The following is a 26,285-nucleotide window of genomic DNA, read 5'->3' as shown; positions in this document are numbered from 1 at the left end:
TACGCGATATCACCGCTGAGCTGCCCGAAATGCCCGCTCTCAGCGGTGATACCGCATGCCAAGGCGATGGGCGACAACAACCTTCAGCGGATTTCATCAAGAGTTCGATGCTGCGCCGACAGGACAATCCGGACAAGGCACCGCCAACGTGTTCAATGACGCTGGCCATATTCCTTTGTCCTAGGGATCCCCATGTCCACGTCCAGCATCAGAATACGGCGTCGATGGTTGACGCCATCGCTGTCCGCGCTGGCCACGACCGCCCTCGTGGCAGGTCTCGTCAGCGTCACACCCACCACCGCGGCGGCGTCGGACGGCCCGTCGCTCACCGACGACGCGATCGAGCTGCTCGACCAGACCGAGCAGATCGGCCCCGGCATCACGCTGCGCGAGCTGACCTCGGTGACGCCTACCGGGTGGTATGACCAGCAGATCCTCTCTGTTGACCTCGCCAATCCGGCCGTCACCAGCGATCTGCTCTCCGGCGAGCACGTCACCGACCGGGCGCCGGTGTCGGAGATGGTCGGCGAGGCCGGCGCGGTCGCCGGCGTCAACGGCGACTTCTTCGACATCAACAACTCCGGCGCCCCTCATGGTGCGTCCATGAAGGACGGCGACCTGCTCGCCTCCTCCGGGTACGACCCGAACGGCCGGTGGCAGCAGGTCGGCGTCGGCCAGGACGGCATCGGCCGAGCGGTCGACATGACGCTGCAGGCGACCGCGACCTTCGGCGGCACCGACCACCCCGTCATCTCGTTGAACTCCCCCAACGCGATCTCCGGATCCCCGGCGAACGCGATCATCGCCTACACCTCGGCGTGGGGGTCGTACAGCAGGGCGATAGGCGTCAACGGCGCCTCTGACGTGGCCTCCGCGCTGGTGCAGGACGGCCGGGTCGTCTCGGTCGACCCGAGCTCTGCCGGTGAGGGTGCCATCCCCGATGGTGCCTTCGTCCTGGTCGGCCGCGAGGCCGGCGCCGCCGCGATCCGGACGCTACAGCCCGGCGACGACGCAGTCCTGAGCTACGACCTGAGCGACGAGATCGCCCGGCAGATGAAGTTCGTCATCGGGTCCAACCGCGAGCTCGTCCGCGACGGTGTCGCGCGCCCGGACTCCGAGCTCGACGACGCCGTCCACCCGCGCACCGTCATCGGCTTCAAGGACGGCGGCCGCACGATGCTGCTGGTCACCAATGACGGCCGGCAGGCGCCGGTCAACGGCATGACGATGCGCGAGCTGGCGGCGTTCATGGTCCGAATGGGGGCCGAGACGGCGTGGAATCTCGACGGCGGCGGCTCCACCACCATGGTGGCCCGGTCGCTCGGCGAGGATGAGGCGACCGTCCGCAACAGTCCGTCCGACGGTTCCGAGCGCTCGGACCCGAACGGCGTGGGTGTCTTCGTCGCACCGGGCAACGGCCGGGCCAAGCAGCTCGTGATCACCCCCGACGAGGACGACGCGCGGGTGTTCCCCGGCCTGCACCGCACGCTGACGGCCAAGGCGGTCGACAACCACCTCACGCCGGTCGCGCTCGATCAGGCTGACGTCCGGTGGCGCACCACCGGCGGCACGTTCGACGGGTCGGTCCTGGCCGTGCCGGAGGACCGGCGCGGGCACCTGGTCGTCCGTGCGTCCGCCGGCGCGGCGCATGACGTGCGGAGGATGCGGATCCTCGGGCCGCTGGACTCGCTCGAGCTGTCCACGAACCGCCTCTCGATCACCGAGGCGGGCCCCGAGAACGCCGTCCAGGTCGCGGTCACGGGCCGCGACGCCCAGGGCTTCGCCGCTCCGGTCGAGTTCGTCGACCTCGACCTGGCGTACGACGACTCGGTCATCGACGTGACGCCGTCGGGCACCGGCCTGCTGATCACGCCGCTCGCGGCCGGCGGCACCGTCGTGGAGATGACGGTCGCCGGGCAGACCGCGAAGCTGCCGGTCACCGTGGGCGTCGAGACGGTCGACGTGTACGACTTCGACGACGACTACGCCGCCAACGGGCGGTGGACCCGCAACGGCACCGCCGGCGTGCCGATCACCATCTCCGACGACCCGGAGGGCATCCGGCTGGACTTCGGCGCCGCCCGCAACAAGGGCATCACTGCGGCCAGCGACCCGGACCGGTGGGTGGAGATCCCCGGCCAGCCGCTCCGCGTCCGAGTGAAGATCAAGTCCGACGTCTTCATCCCGAACGGCCTCACCTACGCCGGCTTCTGGGATGCCGAGGGCAACTCGGTCGGCGTCTACGGCAACGGCCTGCAGCCGTCGGACGAGTGGCAGTACGCGACGTTCTCGATCCCGTCGTCGGTTGCGTTCCCGATCCGCTTCAACTCGTTCCAGGGCATCAACACCGCCGTCGACCAGCAGGTGCCCGGCCGGTTCGTCATCGCCGGGCTCGAGGCCGATGTGCCGTCGCAGATCGACCTGCCCGCGGTGGAGCCGTTGCGCGCGGACCCGCTGGTCTCGCCCGGCGGCCAGGCGCCCGAGGGCGCGGACTGGACCTTCGCCACGCTGTCCGACGTGCAGTTCACCGCGTCGGCGCCGGACCTCGCCCAGGTCGCCGTCGCCGCGCTGCACCGCATCCGCGCCGAGGAGGCGGACCTGGTGGTGCTCAACGGCGACATCACCGACCGCGGCCTGCCCGAGGACTTCGACCTGGCCCGGCAGGTGCTGGAAGAGGGCGGCTGTGAGCTGATCGCCGTGGGCGAGGAACCCCCGGCCGAGAGCACCCCGGACCCCGACGCCGGCACGGTGCCCTGCTACTACGTCCCCGGCAACCACGAGTCGTACGGCCAGGGCAACGTGCAGTCGACGCTGGAGAACTGGGAGGAGGAGTTCGGTCAGCCGTACCGGACCTTCGACCACAAGGGCACCCGGTTCGTCCTGCTGAACAGCGCCCTGGGGACGCTGCGCGGCTCGGACTGGGACCAGCTGCCCATGCTCGAGGAGGCGCTGGAGACCGCGACGGACGACGAGTCGGTCAGCAACGTCGTCGTCTTCGCCCACCACCCGGTCGACGACCCGGCGGAGACGAAGGCCAGCCAGCTCGGCGACCGAATGGAGGTGCGGCTGATCGAGACGATGCTGGCGGACTTCCGCGAGCGCAGCGACAAGGGCGCCGCGATGGTGGGCTCGCACGCCAGCATCGTCGACGTCCAGCGCCGGGAGGGCGTGCCGTACGTCGTCCTGCCGACGTCGGGCAAGGGGCCGTACGGCACGCCCGACCGCGGCGGCTTCACCGGCTGGGTCGAGTGGAGTGTCGACCGGGACGGCTCCGCCGCCCAGCAGTGGCTCAGCGCCGACGTCCGGGCCTTCGCCCAGGAGGTGATCATCGATGCCCCGGAAACCGTCGAGGTCGACCGCTCGGTGACCGTCGGCGGTCATATCGTCCAGCCGTCCGGTGTGCTGCCCGGCAGCCGGGTCGTGCCGCTGGCCTACCCGATGTCCGTGCGCTGGTCCGGCGACGAGAACCTGGCCATCGGTTCGGGGGACGCGGCCGTCCGGCGGGCTCGCAACACCGGGAAGGTCGCGATCCTCGACCCTGCCACCCGCCGGCTCACCGGCCTGCGCACCGGCGAGATCACGCTCGAGGTCACGAACGACTCGATGCGGCCGTACACCGGTGAGGAGTCGCTGGCGCCCGTCACCGGGCAGCACACGATCCGGGTCGTGGCCGACGCGGGTCCGGGTGCGCGTGTCGACACCAGTGCCCCGGTGCTGACGGCCGCGCCGGTGGGCTCCACCGGTGCCGTGCAGCCGGTGACAGTCACGAACAGTGGTGACGAGCCGCTGGTCATCTCCGACGTGTCCGTCACCGCTACCGGCGGGAGCCGGACCGGTGGATTCCGGCTCACCGGTGAGCAGCAGTGCACCGCCGCACCGATCGCTCCGGGCGAATCGTGCGAGGTGCCGGTCGAGTTCACGCCGTCCGAGGCCGGCACGACGTCGACGGCGCACTTGGTGCTCGAGACGAACACGCCCGAGGGGCGCGTCGAGGCGCCCCTGACGGGCCGGAGCACGGTCCCGGCCGTCGACGACGGCCACCTGCCCGGCCAGGACGGCCCGGTCGCGACACTCACCGAGTGACGGGCTAGGTGTTCCGGAGCGGGCGGGCGGCGGGTGCGGCGCCCGCCCGCTTCCCGTCAGCTCGCTGGTGACCTGCGACGACACGAGGATCTGAGAAATCTCCCATTCAGATGTATCTGGGGCGTTCCGGCGGGCTCTGTATCTGTGAACGCCGGTCGCCACCAGACGGCGTTCCGCGGGTCCGGGACCTCCGGCCGCGTCGCGCACATGAGGGAGGCTGCCGTGGCGTATCGACGTCCCGTCGCCTCCGTCCAGCCCGTGCGCGACGCGAACGCTCCCCTGGACCCGTGGCGGGCTCTGTCGAGACACCGCATCGTCGAGACCCTCGCGGCGCGGCGACGCAGACGTCCACGGCGTCTGCTGTCACAGCGTCTGTGATCGCCGGGGGGGGGCGAACCGCGATGGTCGATATTTCAACGGGGGGTGACGGGTACGTGAGCAACGCATGGTCCGCCGTGCCTGGGGGCACGTGCCCGTCACTGACGACGATGGTTCCGCGGGGCGGAGCGGGGCGGAGGCCGCCCCTGCGGGATTCGACTCGACGCGGCGCCGGCGTGGGGGACGCCGGCGCCGCACACGACGGCTGGTCGCGGATCGGTCCGGGGGGCACCGATCCGAGGCGGGCCAGCACGGGGGCCGACGGCCCGACGACGACCGGCCCGGGGGGCGCCGGTCCGAGCCGGGCCGTTACGGGGGACGACGGTAGGCGGCGCACCGGATTGCGATCGACCGGCGCGGGGGACGCCGGCACGACGGCCCTGGGGCGGCGGTACGCCGTCGCGCGGGACCTATACTCGGCCCGGTGGCCGACCTGTCCGTCAGCGAGCTCGTCGAGGCCGCGTCCCGGGGCGACCAGCGCTCCTGGGACCGCCTCGTCGACATGCATGCCTCGCTGGTCTGGGCGGTCGTGCGCAGCCACCGCCTCGACACCGGCGAGGCCGAGGACGCTTTCCAGACCACGTGGCTGCGGCTGGTCGAGAACCTGGGCCGCCTGGAGCGCCCGGACCGGCTGCCGGCCTGGCTCGTCACCACGGCCCGCCGCGAATGCCTGCGGGTGGCGCGCCGCGGCGGCACCGAACTTCCCGACGCACTCATCGCCGAACGCGCCGACGACGCCGCCCGGCCCGACCCCGGGCCCGTCGAGGCACTCCTGGCGCGCGAGGAGCAGGTCGAGGTCCTGCGGGCGTTCCAGCGCCTGGAGCCGCGCTGTCAGGATCTGCTGCGGCTCACGGTCGCTGCCACAGATCCCCGATACGCGGACGTCGCCGCCGAACTCGACATGCCGGTGGGCAGCGTCGGCCCTACCCGGCAGCGCTGCCTCGGGCACCTGCGCCGGCTACTCGGCGGCACCGACCGGTCCGCGCCCGCCGAGACACCAGTCACGCGGCGTTGAAGGGGGCTTCCGTGTCTGACGACGATCAGCTCCTCGACCGCCTCCGCGAGGTCGTGGCGGCCACCGACCCGCCGCCGTCGCGGCTGGTCGACGCGGCCAAGGCCGGCTTCGCGTGGCGCACCGTCGACGCCGAGCTGGCCGATCTCGTGGCCGACTCCATCACCGAACCGACGGCCGCGGTGCGCGCCGTCGAGCCGCCGCGGCTGCTGACGTTCTCCGCCGGTGAGACCGTCGTGGTCCTCGAGGTGATCGGTGTGGCCGATGCCCGCCGCGTCATGGGCCAGATCCTGGCGCCCGCGTCGGCCACGGTCGAGGTGCGGCACGCCGGCGGCGCGGTGAGCGTGGACGCCGACGCCGACGGCCGCTTCCGCGCCTCACCGGTGCCGGCCGGCCCGATCTCGGTGACCTGCCGGTTCGCGGACACCGACCGGCCCACCGTCGTCACCAGCTGGGTCACCATCTGACCGCCGCGGTGCGCTGGCCTCGTCACCCAGCGGCGAACGGCAGCGGCTCGGCGCCGGTCTCGCCCACGCGGGCGCTCGCGGCCGTCATGCGGCGCCGGTGGTGGTGGCGGCAGAGCACTTCGTAGCTGAGCTCGCCGGTCACGCCGGTGTCGCCGACCACCACCTGCTCCCCCTCGGTGACCATGTGCCCACCCATGGTGCGGGCGTTGTGGGTGGCCCGCCGGCCACACCAGCACAGCGCCTCCACCTGCAGGGTCTCGACCCGGTCCGCCAGCTCGACCAACCGCGCGGAGCCCGGGAACAGTCGGGTGCGGAAGTCGGTGAGGATGCCGAAGGCGTACACCGGGACGTCCAGTTCGTCGGCGATCCGGCCGAGGTCGTCGACCTGGTCGGGCGTGTAGAACTGGGCCTCGTCACCGATGACGTAGTCGATGCGGGCGCCCGCCGTGAGCCGGTCGACGGCCAGCGCCCACAGATCTGTCGACGGCGACACCTCGACCGCCTCGACGGACAGCCCCAGGCGGCTGGACACCACGGCCTCACCGGCGCGATCGTGCGAGGTCAGCATCAGGCCGGACAGTCCGCGCTGCCGGTGGTTGTAGTCGGTCTGCAGGGCCAGGGTGGATTTCCCGCAGTCCATGGTCCCGGTGAAGAAGTGCAGCTCAGCCACGCCGGTTCAGGCCTCCCCGACGAGCAGCGGCACCAGCAGCTCGTCCTCGCTCAACGCTCCGTGCAGTCCGCGCAGCCGCGTCTCGACCGGGAAGACGCTGCGTCGTTCGACCGCGCAGTCGCCGCCGACGCTGACCACGACGTCGCCGATGCGATCGGCCACGCGCTCCTCGACCGCGCCGAACCACCCCGCCGAGACCGCCTCGGCCCGGGTCAGGACGGTGGCGCGGGAACCCAGCACAGACCGCCATGCCGCCGCGACGTCGCCGGCCACGCCGTCACCGGGCTCGGTGTACACGTGCCGGAACCGTGCCTCGCCGGCCACGAGCGCCACGCCGTCGCGCAGTGCCGGGATGTCGTCGACGTCGATGCGCTTCTCGGGGTCGACATCGACCATGCCGTGGTCGGCGGTGACGACCAGGACGGTGCCGGCCGGCAACTCGTCGTACAGCTGCTCGGCGAACCGGTCGACCATGGCCAGCTGGTAGCGCCACGCCGCCGAGCCGCAGCCGTGCTGGTGCCCGGTGTAGTCGAGGTCGCCCTCGTACACGTAGACCAGCGACGGTGAGCCCGCCTCGGCTGCGGTCACCGCGGCCGCGACCCGCTGGCCGTAACTGTTGGCGGCCCGGAAGGGACCGCGCAGCGCGGCCCGGGTGAGCCCGGTGTCACGGAAGCTGCTCTGCCCGATGACGGTGGTGGCGACGCCGGCCCGGTCGGCCCGCTCGAAGACCGACGGGTACGGCTGGTACGTCAGCGGGTCCAGCGCCGGCTCCCACTTCAACGCGTTGAACAGCGCCGTCCCACCGGGGACGCGCGAGGTGTAGCCGACGACGCCGTGCCGGCCCGGCGGCAACCCGGTGCCGAGGCTGGTGATGCTGGTGGCCGTGGTGGTGGGCAGCCCCGCAGTGATGGCACGGCCGGTCAGCGACGTCAGGAACGGTGCCTGCACCGGATGCGCCCGCAGCAGGTTCCAGCCCAGGGCGTCGACCAGCAGGATGCAGTACCGCGGCACCGGCGGCAGGCCGAGGATGTCGTGCTCGCCGCGGACGCCGAGCGCGCCCAGCACCGAGGGAACGAGGTCGGACAGAGCAGCCTCGCCGTAACGCGGAAGGAGCACTGCCTCACCGCACGCTGACGGTGGCGGCGGACAGCTCCCGCGCGAACGTCAGCAGGTCGCGCACCCGATGGCTGCCGTCGCCGGCCTCGCTGACCCGCAGCGTGAAGTCGTCGGACGTCACCGCTCCGGTGTAGCCGTGGTCGGCCTCGCAGTCCGGGTCGCCACACGTGGCGGGCTCGAGATCGATGCGGCTCATGGCGCCCCAGCCCACGGTGAGGACGACGTCGAGCGCGGGCGTGCCGCTGCGGTACGCCGCCGGCGCCGTGACCGTGCGGCTGACCACGACCGAGGTGACCCCGTCCAGCGGCACCGCCTCGGTGGAGGTGGTGGCGTACGGGACGTCGTGGGTGTCGTCGGACGGGTACTCGTCGGTGTGCCCGACGATGAGCCGGGTTGGGGTGAGCACCAGCACGCTGACATGCCGCCGTAGCTCGTCGCGGTCGAAATGCGGCTCGTGGTGCACGACGTACGAGGTCACCGCTTCGCCGGCCAGCGATGTCTCGAGCATGTCCGCGACGAGGTCCGGGTAGTAGCCCGCTTCCTGGATGGCCAGGCGAAGTGCCTCACGCGTCCCTGTTTCCGCCATTCCCCCATCCTTGCACGTTGCCGCCGTCGTCAGGCCAACCCGCCGCGACGGTCAGGTCAACCGCCGCGTGTACCAGTCCTGCCGCCCGGCCGGCGGCGCCACCCGGGCCGAGCCGTTGACGACGGCCAGCCCCGACTCGCCGACGAGCACCGGGTTGAGTTCGACCGACTGTACCCACGGGACGTCGTCGACCAACCGCGACATGCGGTGCAGGAGGTCCTCGACGGCCTTCAGATCGGCCATGATGCCGCCGTGATAGCCCATGAGCAAGGCGGCCGCTTTCACCTCACGGACCATCTCCGCGGCGTCGCGGTCGGTCAGCGGCGGGATCCGGTACGACCGGTCGCCGAGCAGTTCGGACGCCACTCCGGACACACCGAACGACACCACCGGCCCGAACATCGGGTCCTCCCACGCCTGGACGACCACCGGCACGCCCGGCGGCGCCATCGGCTGGACGACGAACTCCGCCCCGGCCGGATCGGCGATGGTGCCGGTGAGGGTGGCCCACGCGGCGCGCATCTCGTCCGGGTGGTCGATGTTGCGCCACACCGCGGCGAGGTCCGGCCGGTGCCGGAACCGGGGCGCGGTGGCCTTCAGCACCACTTCCCCACCCAGCTCGGCCGCGGCGGCGAGTGCGTCGTCCAGCGTCGGGGCGGGGCGCATCGGCAGCAGGTCGACGCCGTAGGTGGCCAGCAGGGAGCGCAGCCGGTCCGGGTCGAGGTCCACCGGTTCGGCGTGATGCTCTGCCCCGCCCGGCTCCGTGCCGCCCGGGCTGCCGGCCTCGGCGGTCTGTGCGACGCGGACGGCGACGTACGCGCCGCGGGCCGTCCGGGTGGCCGTCTCGGCGTCGCAGCCGTCGACCGCCGGGACGGAGCCGTGGCTGCGTCGGCGCCACTCGGCGTACGCCGTGACGTGCCCCAGCGCGCGGGCGGCCTCCTCCGGCGACGGGTACGACGGGAGCTGGCCCGGGCCCCGCACGCCGCGGTGACCCTGGAACGTCCCGACGACGGGCTTGGCCGCACCGGCCACGACCTCCGCGATCGTCTGTGCGACGTCGTCACCGCTGGAGGCGTCGACGGCCGGGGCATAGACGACGAGCACCGAGGCCACGTCGGGCTCGGCCATCAGCGTGGCCAGCGCCGTGCGGTAGTCGTCCGCCGTCGCCCCGGCGCCGAAGCTCAACGGGTCGCCGTACACGTCCAGGCCGGCGCTGACCGCGGCATCCGCGGCCAGCAGGCACAGTGCGCCGGAGTTGCCCATCACGGCAACCGTCCGGCCGGCCGGTAGCGGCTGGTAGGCCAGTACCTGCGCCACGTCGAACATCTCCGAGATGGTGTCGACCAGCACCACGCCCGACTGGCGGAACATCGCGTCCAGGGCCGGTGCCGGTGCCTCGATGGGACGCACCGTGTGCCCGAGCGGTACGCCCTGAGTCGACCGCCCGCTCTTCACCGCCACCACCGGCTTCACCTCCGCGACGGCGCGGGACAGCCGCGAGAACTTCCGCGGGTTGCCCAGCGACTCCAGGTACAGCAGCACCACCTCGGTCGCGGGATCGTCGCGCCAGTACTGCAGCAGGTCGTTGCCGGAGACGTCAGCGCGGTTGCCGGCCGAGACGAACGTCGACAGGCCGAGGCCGCGGGCGGCGCCGTCGCCGAGAATCGCCGAGCCCAACGCGCCGGACTGGGAGAAGAACCCGACCCGGCCCGGCGGCGGCAGCACCGCGGCCAGCGACGCGTTCAGGGAGTGCTCCGGGTCGGTGTTCACGATGCCCAGGCAGTTCGGGCCGACGATGCGCATGCCGTGCGCACGGGCCAGCCGCACCAGTTCCGCCTGCCGCGACCGGCCGGCCGGCTCCCCCGTCTCGGCGAACCCGGACGACACCACCACCAGGCCGCGCACGCCCTTGGCCGCGCAGTCGAGCACCACATCGGTGACGGCGTCGGCCGGCACGGCGACGACCGCGAGGTCGACCTCGCCGGGGATGTCACGGACGCTCCTGTAGGCCGGCAGCCCGGTGATGGCCCGGGCCGCACGGTTCACCGCGTAGACCGGGCCGGTGAACCCGCTGAGCACGAGGTTGCGCACCAGGGTCTGCCCCACCTTGTCGCGGGAGCGGCTGGCGCCGACCACCGCCACCGATCGCGGGGTCAGCAGCCGTTCGATGGAGCGGGCCTCGGCCCGGTGCTCCCGCGCCGCCATGACCTCCAGCGACGGACCGGTCGGCGTGATCTCGAACTCGACGTGGACGACGCCGTCCTCGTAGCTGTTGTCGACGGTGTAACCGGCGTCGGCGAAGACGGTGATCATCTTGCGGTTGGCCGGGAGGATGTCCGCGACGAACCGCCGCAGCCCCCGTTCCCGCGCGGCCTGGGCCAGATGCTCCAACAGCACGCTGCCCACGCCGCGGCCCTGATGGCCGTCCTCGACCAGGAACGACACCTCGGCCTCGGTGCGGTTGACCCGCTCGTACCGGCCGACGGCGATCATGTCGTCGCCCACCAGCAGGATGAGAGCCACCCGGTCGGCGTGGTCGACGTTCGTGAAATGGTCGACGTCGCGGCTGGTCAACGTCGGGTACGGCGCGAAGAACCGGTAGTACTTCGACCGGTCGCTGACGCGTGCGTAGAACTCCACCAGGCGCTCGGCGTCGGCGGGGAGGATCGGGCGCAGGTGCGCCGTCGCGCCGTCGGCGAGAACGACGTCTGCCTCCCAGTGCGACGGATACGACACCGTGCCGCTCGGCGCTGCGTCCACGATCACCCAGGTTAGCGGGCGTTCCCCCGCTGCGGCGCCGGAGTCGCCGGCGAAACATGCTCTAGTGTCCGGTGCATGCGCTTCGGACTGGTCGGTACCGGGCATTGGGCCCGGGCCACTCACGCTCCCGCCCTCCTGGCCACACCCGGCGTCACGCTGGCCGGCATCTGGGGACGCGACCCCGGCCGGACGGCGTCCATCGCCGCCGCCATGGACACCACTGCCTACGACGACTACGACGCCCTGCTGGACACCGTCGATGCCGTCGCGTTCTCGGTGCCTCCGGACGTCCAGGCTCCGATGGCCACCGCGGCGGCCCGGGCCGGCAAGCATCTGTTGCTGGAGAAGCCGATCGCCAAGGACGCCGGCATCGCGCGGGACCTGGAGGCGGCGGTCCTCGACGCCGGAGTGGCCAGCGTCGTCTTCTTCACCCAGTTGTTCCGCTCTGAAGTGCGCGCCTGGCTGGCCGAATGCGCGGCGTCGGAGCACCCGTGGGAAGGCGGCCTGGCGCTCACCCTCGGCTCGGTGCAGCGCGAGGAGGGCGTCTTCTCCACCCCGTGGCGGCTGGAACCCGACGGCGGCCTGTGGGACCTCGGGCCGCACGCGCTGTCGGTGCTCGTGCCGGTCCTCGGCCCGGTGGCGTCGGTGTCGGCGCACGAGGACCCGCTCGGCACCACTCACCTGGTGCTCCAGCACCGCGGCGGCGCCTCCAGCACTGCCACCGTCTCCCAGGCTGCTCCGTCGGCTGCGTCGGCCAGCTACGCCCGGCTGTGGGGCGGTGCCGGACACACCGAGCTGCCGGACCGTCGCCCCCCGGTCGTGGAGGTCCTGAGCGGGGCGATCACCGAACTGGTGGCCGCCGCCCGGCCAGGCGCCGAACCGCACCCGTACGGCGTCACCTTCGGACGCGACATCGTCGACATACTCGCGGCAGCATCGCACCAACTCACGAATGCCCGACACACCCGACAAATGTCGGATCAATGAACGTCCCAGGCGTTGGCCGGCTCGAATCGTGACCCGCAAGCGAACGAAGGTCGACAAGTCGCCCCGAAATCCGGGCTAAACCTTGACATGATCGTCATTCCCCGGAAAGAGTGCACGTCGTACGAAGTTCTCCGATATGGAGAGGGGGGCCTGACGCGTCGAACTCGGTCACGTCGTACTGATTCGTGTGAGCAGAGCCTCCCGACCTCTTCGCGCAATCCGCCCGATGCGGGTCCCCCGGACCCGGCCGTGGATCGGACGGGCGCGAGGAACGCGTCATTCACGCACCATCCGCAGAGAGGAGCGCACATGCGCTACCGAAAGATCGCCCTGACGACGGCGGCAGCCGGCCTGATGGCCATCGGCTTCGCCGCTCCGTCGCAAGCCTCGCTGACGACGTTCTGCGACGGGGTCGCAGCCGACGTCACCGTGCCGGGAGACCTCGTGGTCGCGGCCGGCAAGTCGTGCGAGCTGACCAACGTCACCGTCAACGGCAACGTCACCGTCCGGGCAGACGCGAACCTGCTGCTCGACGGCGCCACCGTGAACGGCAACGTTCGCGTCCTGGCGAACGGCTTCGCCGATGTCGTCGGCACCGAGGTCACCGGCAACACTGTGCTGAACGGTGCCTACGGTGCTTACACCGAGGGCAGCACGCTGGCCAGCAACGTCACGGCCACCGACTCCGGCTTCTTCTACAGCGTGGACTCGTCGCACGCGCGCAACGTCACCTCCACGAACGGTGAGACCTTCATCGAGAGTGGCTGGGTCACCCGCAACCTCGCGACCACGGGCGACACCCTCACCGACGTGTACGACACCGTCGTCGAGGGCACCGTGGCCGTCACCGCCGCCGAGCAGGGCAGCGTGTTCTGCCTCTCGGAGGTTGACGGCAACGCGACGTTCAGCGGTAACGGCGAGATCCTGCAGATCGGTGCTTCGGCGCCGCTGACCGGCTGCGGCTTCAACGTGTTCGGCGGCGACCTCAACGTCACCGACAACACCGGCGAGGCCTACGTCTCCGACAACGTCGTCCGGGGTGCGCTCACCTGCTCCGGCAACGCCAGCCTGGTCGCGGACAACAACCGCGTCCGTGGCGAGGAGAACTGCGAGGCTTCGGCTGCTGCCGCCGCTGCCCGCTCGGCCGTCCGCAGCGACGTCGCGGCCGACCGCAAGGCCGAGGTCCGCGCGGACATCGAGGCTCGCACCGAGGTCGCTTCCGAAGCGGCCGTCGAGGCTGGCCCGGCGTTCAGCTGACCGAACGCTGAATAACCCATCGAACGGCGGTGGGTGGTCCTTCGGGATCACCCACCGCCGTTCGCCGTATCCACCCCGCCCCCGGAAATGATCACGTCCACCATGGGTCTTCCCGCTCCACCAGGGATGCTTGCCTGGGGCAGCGTGAGTTCGCCTGGGGATGGCCCCCCGGTCCGGCCGCGACTCTCGTCGTCACAGCGGCCCCGGCAGCCAGCGCCCACGACGAGTCGGCAGGCACCGGCCGTCCATGGGCACCGGGACGTCAAGGGGCGCGGGCGCGAGGGCAGGTGCAGAGGGGCCGCGCTGGGCCGGCGCGAGCCCCCTCACGCAGGCGTGCACCCGCTCCCCCAGGCAAGCATTCCTGGTGGAGCGGGTGCACCCATGGTGGACGTGATCATTTCCGAATCGCCACGGTGGCCCGTGGCTGGGTGACACGGCTGTCAGAGCGCGGCGGCCGGGTCCATCGCTGCCTCTTCGAGGACCTCCAGCGGCACGGCACCGACCAGGAGTCGGCCGTCGTCCAGCAGGAGGACGCTGCACAGGTCGGTGGTGAGGGCTTGGCCGGTGCCGTAGGCCCCGCTGACGTCCTCGAAGCCCGAGAGCATGGACTCGGCCAAGGCGACCGCGTCTGCGTCCAGGCTGGTCATCACCTCGTCGACGTCCACGCCGCGCAGGACCGCGACGGACGACCATCCACCGCCGACGACCGAGACGGCGTTGGGGTCGAACTCGCCGGCCGGCGGCGGGAGCTGCTCCTTCGGCGCGGTCAGCTCGGACGGGTCGATCTCCTCGGTCTCGGTGCCGGGCGGCGGGCTGAAGTCGTAGACCGACGCCTCGGGCTCGGAGAACGTGACCGAGGTGAAGCCGACCTCGAAGGCCGGGTCGCCGCCGTCGCGGTCGAAGATCTGCACCCGCAGCGGCATGGAGTTCTCGCCGTCGATGGCCAACCGGATCGAGCCGATCAGGGACTGCTCGTCGCGCGGGCGCACCACCAGCTCGTACGCGGCGCGGCCGGCGACGGTGGCGGTGCCGTCGACGTCGACCTGGGTGGACGGCGCAATGGCCTGCAGCGCGAACGCGGCCGCCGCGGTCGGGACGGACGTGGCGCCCTCGGGTAGGCCCTCTTCCCCGTCCCCACCGGGCAGCCCCGGCAGACCGCTCGGGCCATGGGTTCCGGGCTCGATCTCGGCCGCGGTCTCCTCGTCCAGTGTCAGGTGGGACGCGGTGTTGTGGGCGCTGCTCCAGAACCACAGATCTTCGCCGTCGCGGACGAGGTCGCTCTCGGCCAGTTCGTCCTGCAGCGCCAGCCGGTAGGTGTCGCCGTCGGTGTACCAGATGCGTGCCGTCGAGGAGCCGCGAAGTAGTGACATGGCGGCGGCGGCGAAGGAGTCGGCTTCGGCGCCGGACACCGGCGCCAGCTCCGGCAGCCCGAACTCGGCGGACTGCACGACGGTGCCGGCGAACGGCTCCAGGTCGATGCTGGCGAGGTCGACGAGCAGCTCCGCCGCGGTGCGATCGGGCAGCTCGGAGTCCGCACCGGCGATCAGCGGAACGGCGACGGCGGCGCCGACCACCGCGGTGGCAACGGTTGCCGGCACGGCCCAGCGGGCCACTGGCCGTCGGAACACGGAGTTCGGCATGTTCTCTCCTGTCGTGGTGCTCGGTGCCTTTGTACACAGTGCACGTGTGCCTCGAGCCAGCTTTCCGGCCCGATGTCTGCCACTGTGCGCCCTGGAGCCTGTGAGAACCCTGAGAGCCGTCCGCACATCCAGGCCATCGCCAGGGCAAGCTAGGGGCATGCGGGTGCTGGTGGTCGAGGACGAGCGCGGGTTGGCCCGGGCGCTGCAGCGTGGTCTGTCGGCCGAGGGGTTCGCCGTGGAGCTGGCTCATGACGGGCTGGACGGGCTGCACCTGGCCCGCGAGAACGACTACGACGTCATCGTCCTGGACATCATGCTGCCGTCGTTGTCGGGCTACCGCATCTGCCAGGCGTTGCGAGCCGAGGGCAACTGGGTGCCCATCCTGATGCTGTCGGCGAAGGACGGCGAGTATGACCAGGCCGACGGGTTGGACGTCGGCGCCGACGACTACCTGACGAAGCCCTTCTCGTACGTCGTCCTGGTGGCCCGGTTGCGGGCGTTGTTGCGCCGGGGCGCGCCGGCCCGGCCGGTCATCCTCAGCGCCGGTGACCTCGAGCTCGATCCGAGCGCCCGGACGGTGCGTCGTGGCGGCACCGGCATCACGTTGACGCCGCGCGAGTTCGGTGTCCTGGAGTACCTCATGCGCCACCGGGACGAGGTCGTGTCCAAGCGCGACCTCCTCGAGCACGTCTGGGATCCGCACTACGACGGCGACCCCAACGTCGTCGAGGTGTATGTCGGCTATCTGCGCCGCAAGATCGACACACCGTTCGGCCGCTCCGCGTTGCAGACGGTGCGGGGTGCGGGCTATCGACTGTCCGGTGACGGCGGATGAGCCTGTTCGGCCGGCTCAGTCTGCGCGCCCGGCTGACGCTCGCGGCCACGGTGATGGCCGCCGCCGGGCTGGCGGTGGGCGGGGTGCTGCTGCTCATCGCCCTGGACCGGGCGCTGCTCGGTGCCTTGGACGAGACCGCCCGGCGGCAGGGCCAGGACATCGCCGCCCTGGTGGAGGGCGACCGGTTGCCCGACCCACTGCCCAGCTACGGCGCCGCCGTCGTGCAGGTCGTCGACGACGAGGGCCGGGTGCTCGCCTCCACCCCGGGCGGTGACCGCCTCACGTCGATCGTCGCCGGCGACGACCTCGCCGCCGTGCGCGCGGGTGAGGCGATCCGGCTGGACGGCACCCGGCTCGGCCAGCCGGACCCGCTGCGTGTCGTCGGGGTACCCACCGACGTACCGGGCGAGCCGAGCACCGTCGTCGTCGCCGTGTCGCTGGAAGAGCAGCGCCGTAGCGTCGAGTTCGCCAAGATCGGTGTCACGGCCGGCGGCGCCGCGATGACGGCGGCGCTGGCGGTCCTGAGCTGGCTGGTCGTGGTGCGAGCGCTGCGGCCGGTCGACCAGCTGCGTGCGGGCGCGGAGGAGATCTCCGGCACCGGGGGCACGCGACGGCTCCCGGTGCCGGCCGGAGGCGACGAGCTGGGCCGGTTGGCCGTGACCCTCAACGACATGTTGAGCCGGCTCGACGCGGCCGCCGAGCGGCAGCGTGCCTTCGTCGCCGACGCCGCGCACGAGCTGCGCAGCCCGATCGCCGCCCTGCGCACGGAGCTGGAGGTCGCCCTGGCGCACCCGGACGCCGTCGATCCGCACGAGACCGCCCGTGAGGCCCTCGACGAGGTCGCCCGGATGGGCCGCCTCGTCGACGACCTGCTGGTCCTGGCGCACCTGGACAATCCCCGCCCGCAGCGGCGGGAGGACGACGTCGACCTGCGTGAGATCGTCGCCGCCGTCGCCGAGGGCGTCCGCGACCCGCGTGTGACGGTCACGATCGAGCCGGGCGGGCCGGCCACCGCCCGGGGCCACCGGGATTCGCTGGCCCGCGTGGTGCGCAACCTGGTCGACAACGCGGTCCGGCACGCGGCGTCGCACGTCACCGTCGACGTCGCCGCGGCCGCCCGGACGGTGCGCCTGATCGTCGCCGACGACGGCGCGGGCGTGCCGCCGGCCGACCGGGAGCGCATCTTCGAACGGTTCACCCGGCTGGACGACGCGCGCGACCGCGACGCCGGTGGAAGCGGGCTGGGCTTGGCGATCGCGCGGGAGATCGTCCGGGCGCACGGCGGGAGCATCGCCGTCGAGGACGCCGCGCCGGGTGCCCGGTTCGTCGTCAGCCTGCCCGCCGCGGCCGCGCCCGAACGTGCAGCCGCTCACCCTGGGGGCCGAACAGGCTGAGGATCTCGAGCACGCCGGGGCCGGCATTGCCGAACCAGTGCGGCGTGCGGGTGTCGAACTCGGCCACTTCACCGGACGCGAGGACGACGTCGTGCTCGCCGAGCCGGAGGCGCGCCCGTCCCGACAGCACGTACAGCCACTCGTACCCCTCGTGCGTCTGCAGCTCCTGCGGGTACGTGCCGGCGTCCTTCTCCGGCGAGGGGAAGATCATCTTGTAGGCCTGCACCCCGCCCGGCCGCCGGGTCAGCGGCAGATGGGTGACGCCGTGACGGACCACCGGCTGCGGGTGGACCCGCGGGTCGCCGGTGGGCGGCGCGCCGACCAGTTCGTCCAGCGTGACCTGGTGCACGCGGGCCAGTGGGAGCAGCAGTTCCAACGTCGGTTTGCGGCCGCCGGACTCCAGCCGTGACAGGGTGCTGACCGAGATGCCCGTTGACGCGGACAGCTGGGTCAGGGTGACCTGCCGGCGCCGACGCAGTTCGCGTAGCCGCGGCCCGACCCCGTCGAGCACATCCTCGTTCATGCGTCCATCTTGCCACTCCGGCAAGATTCTTTGTCAAACCGGCGGCCTGCGCGGAGTATCGACACCAGCGGCGCGGTGCCGCGAGAAGCAGACCGGAGGACACGATGCGGGATCTGTACGACGTAGTGGTGGTCGGCGGCGGCGCGGCCGGGCTCGCCGGGGCACTGGCCCTCGGCCGGTCCCGGCGCTCGGTGCTGGTGGTCGACGCCGGCCAGCCGCGCAACGCGCCTGCTGACGGCGTCCACAACTTCCTGACCAGCGAAGGCGTTCCGCCGGCGGAGATCCTGGCCACCGGCCGGGCCGAGGTCGCCCAGTACGGCGTCGAGGTGGTGTCGGGCACCGTCACCGGCCTGCGCCCCGTCGACGAGGGCGACGACGGCGACAACGCGCGGTTCGTCGTCGATCTGGCCGACGGCCGGACGGCACGGTGCCGCCGGCTCCTGCTCACCACCGGCGTCGTGGACGAGCTGCCCGACATCGACGGCCTGGCCCAGCGGTGGGGTCACGACGTGCTCCACTGCCCGTACTGCCATGGCTGGGAGGTGCGCGACCAGGCCGTCGGCGTCGTCGGCACCGGGCCGATGGCCGTGCACGCCGCACTGCTGTTCCGGCAGCTCACCGACGACGTCGTGGTGTTCCGCCATGCGGCACCGGTGCCGTGGCCGTCGGGCGAGGACGCCGCCCGACTGGCCGCCCGCGGCATCGACGTCGTCGACGAGGAGGTCGCGGCGGTCGAGGTGGAGGACGACCGGCTCACCGGGGTCCGGCTGCGCTCCGGCCGTGTCGTCGCCCGGCAGGCGGTCGTGGTGGCCCCGCGCCCGGTGGTCCGCGCCGACCTGTTCGCCGGGCTCCCGGGCCTGGAGCCGGTCGATGTCGAGATGCACGGGGTCGTCGTCGGGGAACGCCTGCCCGCCGACCCGTCCGGCGCCACCCCGGTGCCGGGCGTGTGGGCCGCCGGCAACGTCACCGACCCGTTCGGCCAGGTGATCGGCGCGGCCACGGCCGGGCTCAAGGCCGGCGCGGTCATCAACGCCGACCTCGCCGTCGAGGAGGCGGACGCCGCCGTCGCGGCCGGCAGGTCCGAGCCCACTCCCGCGACGGCGGGGTGATCATGGCGTGACCGCGGTGCGGATGCCGCGGGACCGGCCGATATGGTCGGCGGTCATGATCGAGCTGGAGCTGCTGCCCTCCGCGGGACGTCGTCGCGCCGCGTTCATCACCGCGGTTGTGATCGGCGGGCTCTTCACGCTCGGCGCGACCGCCGGCGCCGGGACGCCGGGGCTCCTGATCGGCCTGGCCATCACGGCAGTTCTGCTCGGAGTCATGTTCGTGCACCTGCGGCAAGCCCGGATCGAGATCACCGGGTCGCAGCTCATCGTGCACGGCGCCCTGGTGACACGGCGCCGGGAGCGCTCCCGGGCCGCGTCGGTGGTGCGGGCCGTGGTGATCCCCGTCCGCGGCCCGTCGACGGACACCGTCTTCGTCCGCGGCACCGACGATGCGGTGCTGCTGCGCATCCACGGCAACAACTACGACCGCGACGACCTGGACCGCCTGGTCGCACACCTCGGTCTGCCCGCCACCGGGCCGGACCGGCCGGTCACCGCGGCCCAGCTCGCCCGCCAGTACCCGCGCATCGTGCCGTGGATCGAACGGCACCCGTTCAAGTTCGCGTTCGCCATCGCCTTCGGCTTCATGGCACTGATCGTGGCCGCGGCTGCCATCGTGTCGGCGGTGAACCTATGATCGTGGCCGTGCCCGGACCCTCCCAGCCCAGCGCGACGCTGGTGCTGCGCCCGTCGCTGCGCCGGCAGCTGCGCACGTCGCGGGCGATGGTGCTGATCGTCTCGATCCTGCTGGCCGCCCTGCTGCTGCGTGGCGGCGGCTTCGGGGTGCTGGTGTCGGTGACGGCCATCGCGGTGGCCTCCGCCGTGGTGCCGTTCTATTTCCGGCGCGCGGCCATCGTCGTCACCGCCGACGACGTCGCTGTCACCGGGCTGCTGCGCACGCGCCGCACCCCGCGATCGTCCCTGGACAGCATCGTCACCGCCGGACTACCGCGCTCGCACAAGGCCAGCAAGAGCCTCGCCCACCTGTTCGTCCTCGACCGCTCCGGCCGGCGGGTCGCGCGGATGACCGGCCGGCGCTGGCTCGAGGACGACATGCGGGTGCTGATCCGGACCCTCGGCATCGAACCGCGCAAACTCGGGCGGGTCGCGTCGGCCCGCGAGCTGGCCCGAACCTACCCGCACGCGGTGACGCTGCTGGAGCGCTACCCCGTGTTGTCCGGCGCCCTCGTCGTCGTGCCCGCGGTGGCGATCATCTTCGTCGTCTCCCTCGAGTTCTCCTGAGCCCCCATGATCATCAAGCGTTGACCCGGCCAGAACCGGGCCAACGCTTGATGATCATGGGGAAGTGCGGGTCGCTGCGCTGGTCGAGCGGCGGGAAGCGTAAGAATGTCCCCCATGGCACGCCGCACAGCGACACCACCGCCGGAGGACTTCGAGGAGACCATCCTCGACGTCGACGTCGACGAGGAGATGCGGGGCAGCTTCCTCGAATACGCCTACTCCGTCATCTACTCCCGCGCGATCCCGGACGCCCGTGACGGGTTGAAGCCGGTGCAGCGCCGGATCCTGTTCCAGATGAACGAGATGGGTCTGCGCCCGGACCGCGCGCACGTGAAGTGCGGCCGGGTCGTCGGCGACGTCATGGGCAAGCTGCACCCGCACGGTGACAGCGCCATCTACGACACCCTGGTGCGGATGGCCCAGCCGTGGGCGATGCGGGTGCCGCTGGTGGACGGGCACGGCAACTTCGGCTCGCTGGACGCCGGGCCGGCCGCGTACCGGTACACCGAGTGCCGGCTGGCCGAGCCGGCGATGCTGCTGGTCAGGTCGCTCGACGAGAACGTCGTCGACATGGTGCCGAACTACGACGGCCAGTTCGAGCAGCCCGAGGTGCTGCCTGCGGCGTTCCCGAACCTGCTGGTCAACGGCGCTACCGGTATCGCCGTCGGCATGGCCACGAACATGGCTCCGCACAACCTGGGCGAGGTCATCGACGCCACCCGGCACCTGATCACCAACCCGGACGCCACCCTCGACGACCTCATGCGGTTCGTGCCGGGCCCCGACCTCCCCAGCGGCGGGCGCATCATCGGCCTGGACGGGGTCCGCGAGGCGTACGAGACCGGCCGGGGCGCGTTCAAGACCCGCGCCACCGCGCGCATCGAGAACATCACCGCGCGCCGCAAGGGCATCGTCATCACCGAGCTGCCGTACATGGTCGGCCCCGAGCGGGTGCGCGAGCGCATCGTGGAGCTGGTGCGCAACAAGAAGCTGCAGGGTGTGGCCGACGTCGTCGACTACACCGACCGCAACACGACCCTGCGGCTGGTCATCGAGCTGAAGAGCGGGTTCGTGCCGGAGGCGGTCCTGGAGGAGCTGTACCGGCTCACCCCGCTGGAGGACTCGTTCTCGATCAACAACGTGGCGCTGGTCGACGGGCAGCCGCGCACGCTCGGCCTCAAGGAGCTGCTCGAGGTCTTCATCGCGCACCGCCTCGACGTGGTGCGCCGGCGCAGCGAGTTCCGCCGCACGAAGGCCGCGGACCGGCTGCACCTGGTCGACGGCCTCATGGTCGCGCTGCTCGACATCGACGAGGTCATCGCGGTCATCCGCTCCTCCGACGACGCCAGCGCCGCGCGCGAGCGGTTGATGGCCATCTTCGACCTCAGCGACATCCAGGCCCGCTACATCCTCGACACCCCACTGCGCCGGCTGACCCGCTACGACCGGCTGGAGCTGGAGAAGGAGGGCGAGGAGCTGCGGCGCACCATCGCCGAGCTCACCGCCCTGCTGGAGGACGAGTCACTGCTGCGGCAGGCGGTCTCGGCGGAGCTGGCCGAGGTGTCGGCCCAGCACGCCACGCCGCGGCGCACGGTGCTGCTGGAGGAGTCCGGCGCGGTCACCCCGCGCGGCCGCGCCGGTGCCGCCTCACTGGAGATCGCCGACGATCCCTGCCAGGTGCTGATGTCGTCGTCCGGACTGCTGGCCCGTACCGCCGGCGCCGGCCCCCTGGTGCACGGCGACAGCCGGTCCAAGCACGATGTCGTCGTCTCGGTGGCCGCGACGACTGCGCGCGGCCAGGTGGGCGTCGTCACCAGCACCGGCCGGGTGGTGCGGCTGTCCGTCCTCGACCTTCCGTCGCTGCCGCCGACGGCGGCCCTCACCCTGGCCGGTGGGGCGCCGTTGAAGGAGTTCGTCGAGCTCGACGGCGGCGAACGGGCGCTGAGCCTGACGACGTTCGACCCCGACTCCAAGGGCCTGGCCCTGGGCACCGAGCGCGGCGTGGTCAAGCGGGTGGTGCCCGACCATCCCGGCAAGGACGCGTACGAGGTCATCCGGCTCGACGACGGCGACCACGTGGTCGGTGCCGTCGAGCTGACCACCGGTGACGAGGACCTCGTCTTCGTCACCACGGACGCCCAGCTGTTGCGTTTCAGCGCATCGGCCGTGCGGCCGCAGGGCCGGGCCGGCGGCGGCGTCGCCGGTATCAAACTCGGCGCCGGAGCCAAGGCCGCGTTCTTCGGCGCGGTCGACCCCGCCCGCGACGGCGCCGTCGTCACCGTGTCCGGGTCGTCGTCGGCGCTGCCGGGGACCCAGCCCGGGGCGGCCAAGGTGACGCCGTACAGCGAATACCCGGCCAAGGGCCGCGCCACCGGAGGCGTGCGCTGCCACCGCTTCCTCAAGGGCGAGGACACCCTGCTGCTGGCATGGGCCGGCGCGGCACCACCGCGGGCGGCCGCGGCGAGCGGTGTGCCCATCGATCTTCCGGAGGCGACCGGCCGTCGCGACGGCTCCGGTGTCCCCGTGGCCCAGCCGATCGCGGCGGTCGCCGGCCCGGCAGGCAGCTCGGTAAGCGACTCAGCGAGCGGCCCGCCGGCCGATCCGCCGACGGATCCGGACTCCTGACGTTCGCGGGCGTCCGAGGGCGGCGGCTCTCAGCGCTTTCACAGCCGCCGCCGGGCACCCTTGGGCGTCGTCGTCGAACAGGACTCGAACGGGAGGAACACGTGGTGTCGAGGTCGCGGGTCGGCCCGGCAGGTGTCGGCACCGGCTGGCACACTGCCCTCATGCGCGTCACCACCCGCCGGGCCGCCGCCCTGCTCGTCGTCACCGGAGCGCTGGCTCTGGCCGGGTGCAGCGGCGACGACGACGGCGGCGGCGGTGACGACCCGCAGGCCCAGCTCGACACCGCCGCCGAGCTGCTCAACGAGGCCTCCAGCGTCCGGTTCACCGTCGAGGGCGAGGACCTTCCCGACGGCGGCACCGTCGTGCTCGGCGCCGAGGGCGTCGCCGTCCCGCCCGCCTCGTTCGAGGGCGACATCCGCATCCGCGCCGGTGCGCTGCCGGCCACCATCGGAGTCGTGTCCGTCGACGGCCAGCTGTGGGCCCAGCTGCCGCTCACCAACAGTTACTCCGAGGTCGACGCCGCCGAGCTCGGCTTCGGCGACCCCGGTCTGCTCATCGACCCCGACCACGGCGTCAGTCAGCTCCTCACCTCCGGCAGCGAGGTCGCGGCCGGTGAGCAGGTACGCATCGACGGCGACGTGCACAACCAGGTCGAGTCGGTGCTGCCCGGCGAGCTCGTGGGCCAGATCCTCGCCATCGCCGACCCCTCCGCCGAGGTCCACGCCACCTGGGCGCTCGACGCCGAGACCGGGCAGTTGCGGCAGGCCACGCTGACCGGTCCCTTCTACGACGGCGGCGCCGAGCAGACGTACGCCGTCCAGCTCAGCGAATACGACGAGCCGGCGGAGATCAGTGCCCCCGACAGCTGAGCGCACCGCCCGCCGGGCACTGGTGCTCGGCGTCGTCGGAGTTCTGCTGGCCGCCGCCGACACCTACGTCATCGTGCTGGCGCTGCCGGACATGATGGTCGGGGTCGGGCTCGACGCCGACGAGCTGCAGCGAGCCGCACCGCTGGTGTCGATGTTCCTTCTCGGCTACGTCGTCGTGCTGCCGCTGGTCGGCCGCATCTCCGACGTCACCGGGCGGCTGCCGGTACTCACCGGCGCGCTGCTCGTCTTCACGGCCGGGTCGCTGCTGACGGCGTCCGCCGACGGGCTGGGTGGCGCGGTGGTGGGCCGGTTCCTCCAGGGCGCCGGCGGCGGCGCCCTCGTCCCGGTGACGCTGGCGCTGGTGGCCGACCTCTGGCCGGCCGAACGGCGAGGCGTCCCGCTCGGCCTGGTCGGCGCGGTACAGGAGTTGGGCTCGGTTCTGGGTCCCCTGTTCGGCGCGGCCATCCTCGCCGTCGCCGACTGGCGCGCCATCTTCTGGGTCAACTTCGCCGTCGGCGCCGTGCTGTTCGCCGGCACCGTAGCCCGCCGTCGACGGCCGCAGCCCGCCCTCGCCGGCGCGGGGCCGGGCCCGGTCGGAGCCGCCGCGGACCACGCCGACCCGCCGGCCTCTCCCCGGGCGACGCCGCCAGACGGCCGGCCCGACGTCGCCGGCGCCGTCCTGGGCCTCGGCGCGCTGCTGTGCGCCGGAGTGGCGGTCACCCGGCCCCGGTCGCTCGAGCAGAGCGTCCAATGGGGCGAGCTGCTGGTCCCCCGCGCCGACGGACAGCAGTGGACCACCCCACTGGCCATCGGCGCCGCCGTGCTGACCCTCGCCTTCGTCGCCCGTGAGCTCACCGCCCGCCGGCCCATCCTGCCGTTGCGGCGCACCCCGGCGGTGCTGCGGGCCGCGGACCTGCCCGGCGCCCTGCTGCTCGGCGCGGCCCTCGGCGGCATCGTCCTCACGTTCGCCGTTGCCGACCCGGCCGTCGAGCTGATGGCGCCGTCCGGGCCGTGGCTGCTCACCGGGTCGGCGGTCGCGCTCGCCGGGTTCGCCTGGCGGCAGCGCCGGGCGCCGAACCCGCTGGTTCCGCCGGCCGCGGTCCGCTCCGTCCCGGCGTGGGGGTCGCTGCTGGTCAGCCTGTTCGTCGGGGCGGCGCTGGTCTCCGTCGTCGTCGACGTGCCGATCCTGGCCCGAACCGTCGTCTCCGGCGCCGACCAGCTCGACGCGGCCCTCGTGCTGATGCGGTTCCTCGTGGCGCTGCCGGTCGGCGCCGTGCTCGGCGGCTGGCTGCTGCGCCGGTTCTCCCCGGCGCCCATCGCCGGCCTCGGCATGGCGCTCGGCACGGCCGGGCTCGCCGTCATGGCCACCTGGGGGCTGGGCTCATTGGACGGCCTCGGCGACGACGCCGTCCTGGTCGCGGCCGGATTCGGGTTCGGGCTGGCCATCGCGCCGATCAACGCGGCGCTGCTGGCCGCGGCGCCGCGCGAGACGCACGGCGTGGCCAGCGCCCTGCTCGTCGTCGCCCGCATGGTCGGCATGCTCGCCGGGCTGTCCGCGCTCACCGCGATCGGGCTGCGCAAGCTCTACTCCGTCCAGGCGACCATCGAGTCACCGGCCGTCACCTGCCCCGACTCCCCCACTGACTGCCCGCCGTACGACGACGCCGTCCGAGAGGCGATCGTGGAGCAGCTCCAGGCCACGTTCACCGGAGCCGCCGTGTGCGCGGCCGTCGCCACCGCGGGCGCGCTGCTCCTCCTCCGCCACCGCCCCCGTAACGTGGTGGCGTGACCACCTGCTCCGACGCCAGCCGCGACCTCGGCGAGCCGTTGGCCGGCACCGCGCCGGTGGCCGCCTGGTGGCTGGTGCTCGAGCAGCCCGGGCCCTGGGGCGCCAAGGCGCTGACGCAGTCCCACCTCGACCCCGCGCTCGGTGCCGAGCTGGACACCGCCGCAGGCCGGCACGGCGGCCGGGTCGCGTTGGTGCGCCGGCCGCGACGCCACCCGGACACCCGGCATCCAGCCTCGCACCGGGTCTGGCTGGCCGCCACCCGGCCCGGCGGCACCCGGCTGCTCGGCGGCTGGGTCGAGGACGTGTCGATGCTGCGCGACGTGAACTGGAGCGCGCTGGGCGACGGCGCCGGGGGTGGCTCCGGCGGTCTCGCGGGTGAGCTGCACACCGTCGCCGCCGAGGCCGGGCTGTCGCTGCGGCCCGAGGCCGAGCCCATCCTCCTGGTGTGCACCAACGGCCGCCGGGATGCCTGCTGCGCGGTGCAGGGGCGCCAGCTGATCCACGACGTCCGCGACGACCTTCTCGGCCGGGTGTGGGAGACCACCCACCTGGGCGGCCACCGGTTCGCCCCCACGGCTGTGCTGCTGCCGCACGGCGTGGTCTACGGACGGCTGGACGACAAGTCCGCGCTGCAGTTGGTCGAGTCCGCGCGCGTCGGTCGCTTCCACGGCGATCACTACCGCGGCCGCAGCACCTTCAGCCGGCCCGGCCAGGCCGCCGAAGCAGCCGTCCGGCGTGTCGCCGGCGACACCGGCCTCGACGACCTCGACGTCACCGTCACGCCGCTCGCCCCCGGCGAGTGGGACGCCGTCGTCGAACATCGCGACGGCCGCACCTGGACGTTGCAGGTGCGCGCCGAGCAACAGCACCCGGCCCGCCCGGAGTCGTGCGGTAAGCCGGCCGGCACCCCCGTCGCCTATGTTGCCCGCCCGCGCGGGTGAAA

At 72.6% G+C, this 26,285-nt stretch carries 20 protein-coding genes; 14 read left to right on the top strand and 6 right to left on the bottom strand.

Translation table 11 applies throughout. The annotated features are described in order from the left end of the window. Window positions 1-267 precede the first annotated feature (267 nt). The 3 genes from JIAGA_RS29445 (at window position 268) to JIAGA_RS29440 (ending at window position 5,940) form a co-directional block, all read left to right on the top strand. The gene (locus JIAGA_RS29445) at window positions 268-4,083 is read left to right on the top strand and encodes a phosphodiester glycosidase family protein (RefSeq protein ID WP_169738861.1); all 3,816 of its coding nucleotides are present in this window, start codon (window positions 268-270) and stop codon (window positions 4,081-4,083) included. 802 nt (window positions 4,084-4,885) lie between these two features. Then, window positions 4,886-5,476: an RNA polymerase sigma factor gene (locus JIAGA_RS0112610; protein WP_026875940.1), complete on the top strand. Its 591-nt coding sequence runs from the start codon at window positions 4,886-4,888 to the stop codon at window positions 5,474-5,476. Window positions 5,477-5,487: 11 nt separating this feature from the next. After that, entirely contained in the window at window positions 5,488-5,940 is a 453-nt protein-coding gene (locus tag JIAGA_RS29440; RefSeq protein ID WP_051426019.1) for a hypothetical protein, read from the top strand. A gap of 22 nt (window positions 5,941-5,962) precedes the next feature. Here the strand turns inward: JIAGA_RS29440 and JIAGA_RS0112600 are convergent, their stop codons facing one another. Genes JIAGA_RS0112600 through JIAGA_RS0112585 form a run of 4 tightly spaced genes read right to left on the bottom strand, consistent with a single transcriptional unit; the run spans window position 5,963 to window position 11,072 of the window. Continuing rightward, window positions 5,963-6,610, bottom strand: a complete 648-nt coding sequence (locus tag JIAGA_RS0112600; protein WP_026875939.1) for a thymidine kinase — start codon at window positions 6,608-6,610, stop codon at window positions 5,963-5,965. Between the two features lie 6 nt (window positions 6,611-6,616). After that, entirely contained in the window at window positions 6,617-7,726 is a 1,110-nt protein-coding gene (locus JIAGA_RS0112595) for an alkaline phosphatase family protein (RefSeq protein ID WP_026875938.1), read from the bottom strand. 4 nt (window positions 7,727-7,730) lie between these two features. Continuing rightward, window positions 7,731-8,312 (bottom strand): DUF5998 family protein, encoded by a 582-nt coding sequence (locus JIAGA_RS0112590; RefSeq protein ID WP_026875937.1) that lies wholly within the window; start codon window positions 8,310-8,312, stop codon window positions 7,731-7,733. Window positions 8,313-8,363: 51 nt separating this feature from the next. Then, complete coding sequence (locus tag JIAGA_RS0112585) at window positions 8,364-11,072, bottom strand: bifunctional acetate--CoA ligase family protein/GNAT family N-acetyltransferase (RefSeq protein WP_026875936.1); 2,709 nt, start codon at window positions 11,070-11,072, stop codon at window positions 8,364-8,366. A gap of 75 nt (window positions 11,073-11,147) precedes the next feature. Between JIAGA_RS0112585 and JIAGA_RS0112580 the strand changes: the two genes are divergently transcribed. Beyond that, window positions 11,148-12,059, top strand: coding sequence for a Gfo/Idh/MocA family protein (locus JIAGA_RS0112580; protein ID WP_026875935.1), 912 nt, complete (start codon window positions 11,148-11,150; stop codon window positions 12,057-12,059). Between the two features lie 309 nt (window positions 12,060-12,368). After that, window positions 12,369-13,316, top strand: coding sequence for a hypothetical protein (locus JIAGA_RS0112575; protein ID WP_026875934.1), 948 nt, complete (start codon window positions 12,369-12,371; stop codon window positions 13,314-13,316). Window positions 13,317-13,756: 440 nt separating this feature from the next. On the opposite strand, the gene JIAGA_RS29435 is transcribed toward JIAGA_RS0112575, so the two are convergent. Further along, window positions 13,757-14,956 (bottom strand): LolA family protein, encoded by a 1,200-nt coding sequence (locus JIAGA_RS29435; RefSeq protein WP_035812480.1) that lies wholly within the window; start codon window positions 14,954-14,956, stop codon window positions 13,757-13,759. A gap of 157 nt (window positions 14,957-15,113) precedes the next feature. Here JIAGA_RS29435 and JIAGA_RS0112565 point away from each other — a divergent pair, with 157 nt between their 5' ends. Both JIAGA_RS0112565 and JIAGA_RS29430 read left to right on the top strand, forming a co-directional pair. Beyond that, window positions 15,114-15,791 carry a response regulator transcription factor gene (locus tag JIAGA_RS0112565; protein ID WP_026875933.1) on the top strand — a complete coding sequence of 226 codons (678 nt, stop codon included), beginning with the start codon at window positions 15,114-15,116 and terminating at the stop codon, window positions 15,789-15,791. Beyond that, window positions 15,788-17,185, top strand: a complete 1,398-nt coding sequence (locus JIAGA_RS29430; RefSeq protein WP_051426017.1) for a sensor histidine kinase — start codon at window positions 15,788-15,790, stop codon at window positions 17,183-17,185. The genes JIAGA_RS0112565 and JIAGA_RS29430 overlap by 4 nt, the downstream gene beginning before the upstream one ends. On the opposite strand, the gene JIAGA_RS0112555 is transcribed toward JIAGA_RS29430, so the two are convergent. After that, window positions 17,121-17,708 (bottom strand): helix-turn-helix domain-containing protein, encoded by a 588-nt coding sequence (locus JIAGA_RS0112555; protein ID WP_026875932.1) that lies wholly within the window; start codon window positions 17,706-17,708, stop codon window positions 17,121-17,123. The genes JIAGA_RS29430 and JIAGA_RS0112555 overlap by 65 nt on opposite strands. Before the next feature lie 104 nt (window positions 17,709-17,812). Here JIAGA_RS0112555 and JIAGA_RS29425 point away from each other — a divergent pair, with 104 nt between their 5' ends. The 7 genes from JIAGA_RS29425 to JIAGA_RS0112520 all read left to right on the top strand — a co-directional run bounded on the left by JIAGA_RS29425 (window position 17,813) and on the right by JIAGA_RS0112520 (window position 26,283). Beyond that, window positions 17,813-18,817, top strand: coding sequence for an NAD(P)/FAD-dependent oxidoreductase (locus JIAGA_RS29425; protein WP_035812477.1), 1,005 nt, complete (start codon window positions 17,813-17,815; stop codon window positions 18,815-18,817). A gap of 55 nt (window positions 18,818-18,872) precedes the next feature. Beyond that, the gene (locus JIAGA_RS29420) at window positions 18,873-19,454 is read left to right on the top strand and encodes a hypothetical protein (RefSeq protein WP_157553094.1); all 582 of its coding nucleotides are present in this window, start codon (window positions 18,873-18,875) and stop codon (window positions 19,452-19,454) included. An 8-nt stretch (window positions 19,455-19,462) separates the two neighbouring features. Beyond that, window positions 19,463-20,059 (top strand): hypothetical protein, encoded by a 597-nt coding sequence (locus tag JIAGA_RS0112540; RefSeq protein ID WP_157553091.1) that lies wholly within the window; start codon window positions 19,463-19,465, stop codon window positions 20,057-20,059. Window positions 20,060-20,173: 114 nt separating this feature from the next. After that, the gene (locus JIAGA_RS0112535; protein WP_026875930.1) at window positions 20,174-22,684 is read left to right on the top strand and encodes a DNA gyrase/topoisomerase IV subunit A; all 2,511 of its coding nucleotides are present in this window, start codon (window positions 20,174-20,176) and stop codon (window positions 22,682-22,684) included. A 161-nt stretch (window positions 22,685-22,845) separates the two neighbouring features. Further along, window positions 22,846-23,553, top strand: a complete 708-nt coding sequence (locus tag JIAGA_RS0112530) for an LppX_LprAFG lipoprotein (RefSeq protein WP_157553088.1) — start codon at window positions 22,846-22,848, stop codon at window positions 23,551-23,553. Beyond that, the gene (locus JIAGA_RS0112525; RefSeq protein WP_026875928.1) at window positions 23,537-25,342 is read left to right on the top strand and encodes an MFS transporter; all 1,806 of its coding nucleotides are present in this window, start codon (window positions 23,537-23,539) and stop codon (window positions 25,340-25,342) included. The genes JIAGA_RS0112530 and JIAGA_RS0112525 overlap by 17 nt, the downstream gene beginning before the upstream one ends. Beyond that, on the top strand, window positions 25,339-26,283 hold the full coding sequence (locus JIAGA_RS0112520) for a ferredoxin family protein (RefSeq protein ID WP_026875927.1): 945 nt from the start codon (window positions 25,339-25,341) through the stop codon (window positions 26,281-26,283). The genes JIAGA_RS0112525 and JIAGA_RS0112520 overlap by 4 nt, the downstream gene beginning before the upstream one ends. The last annotated feature ends 2 nt before the right edge of the window (window positions 26,284-26,285 follow it).

The sequence above is a fragment of the Jiangella gansuensis DSM 44835 genome (assembly GCF_000515395.1).
Lineage (GTDB): Bacteria > Actinomycetota > Actinomycetes > Jiangellales > Jiangellaceae > Jiangella > Jiangella gansuensis.
This window is presented reverse-complemented; position numbering and strand designations above follow the sequence as displayed.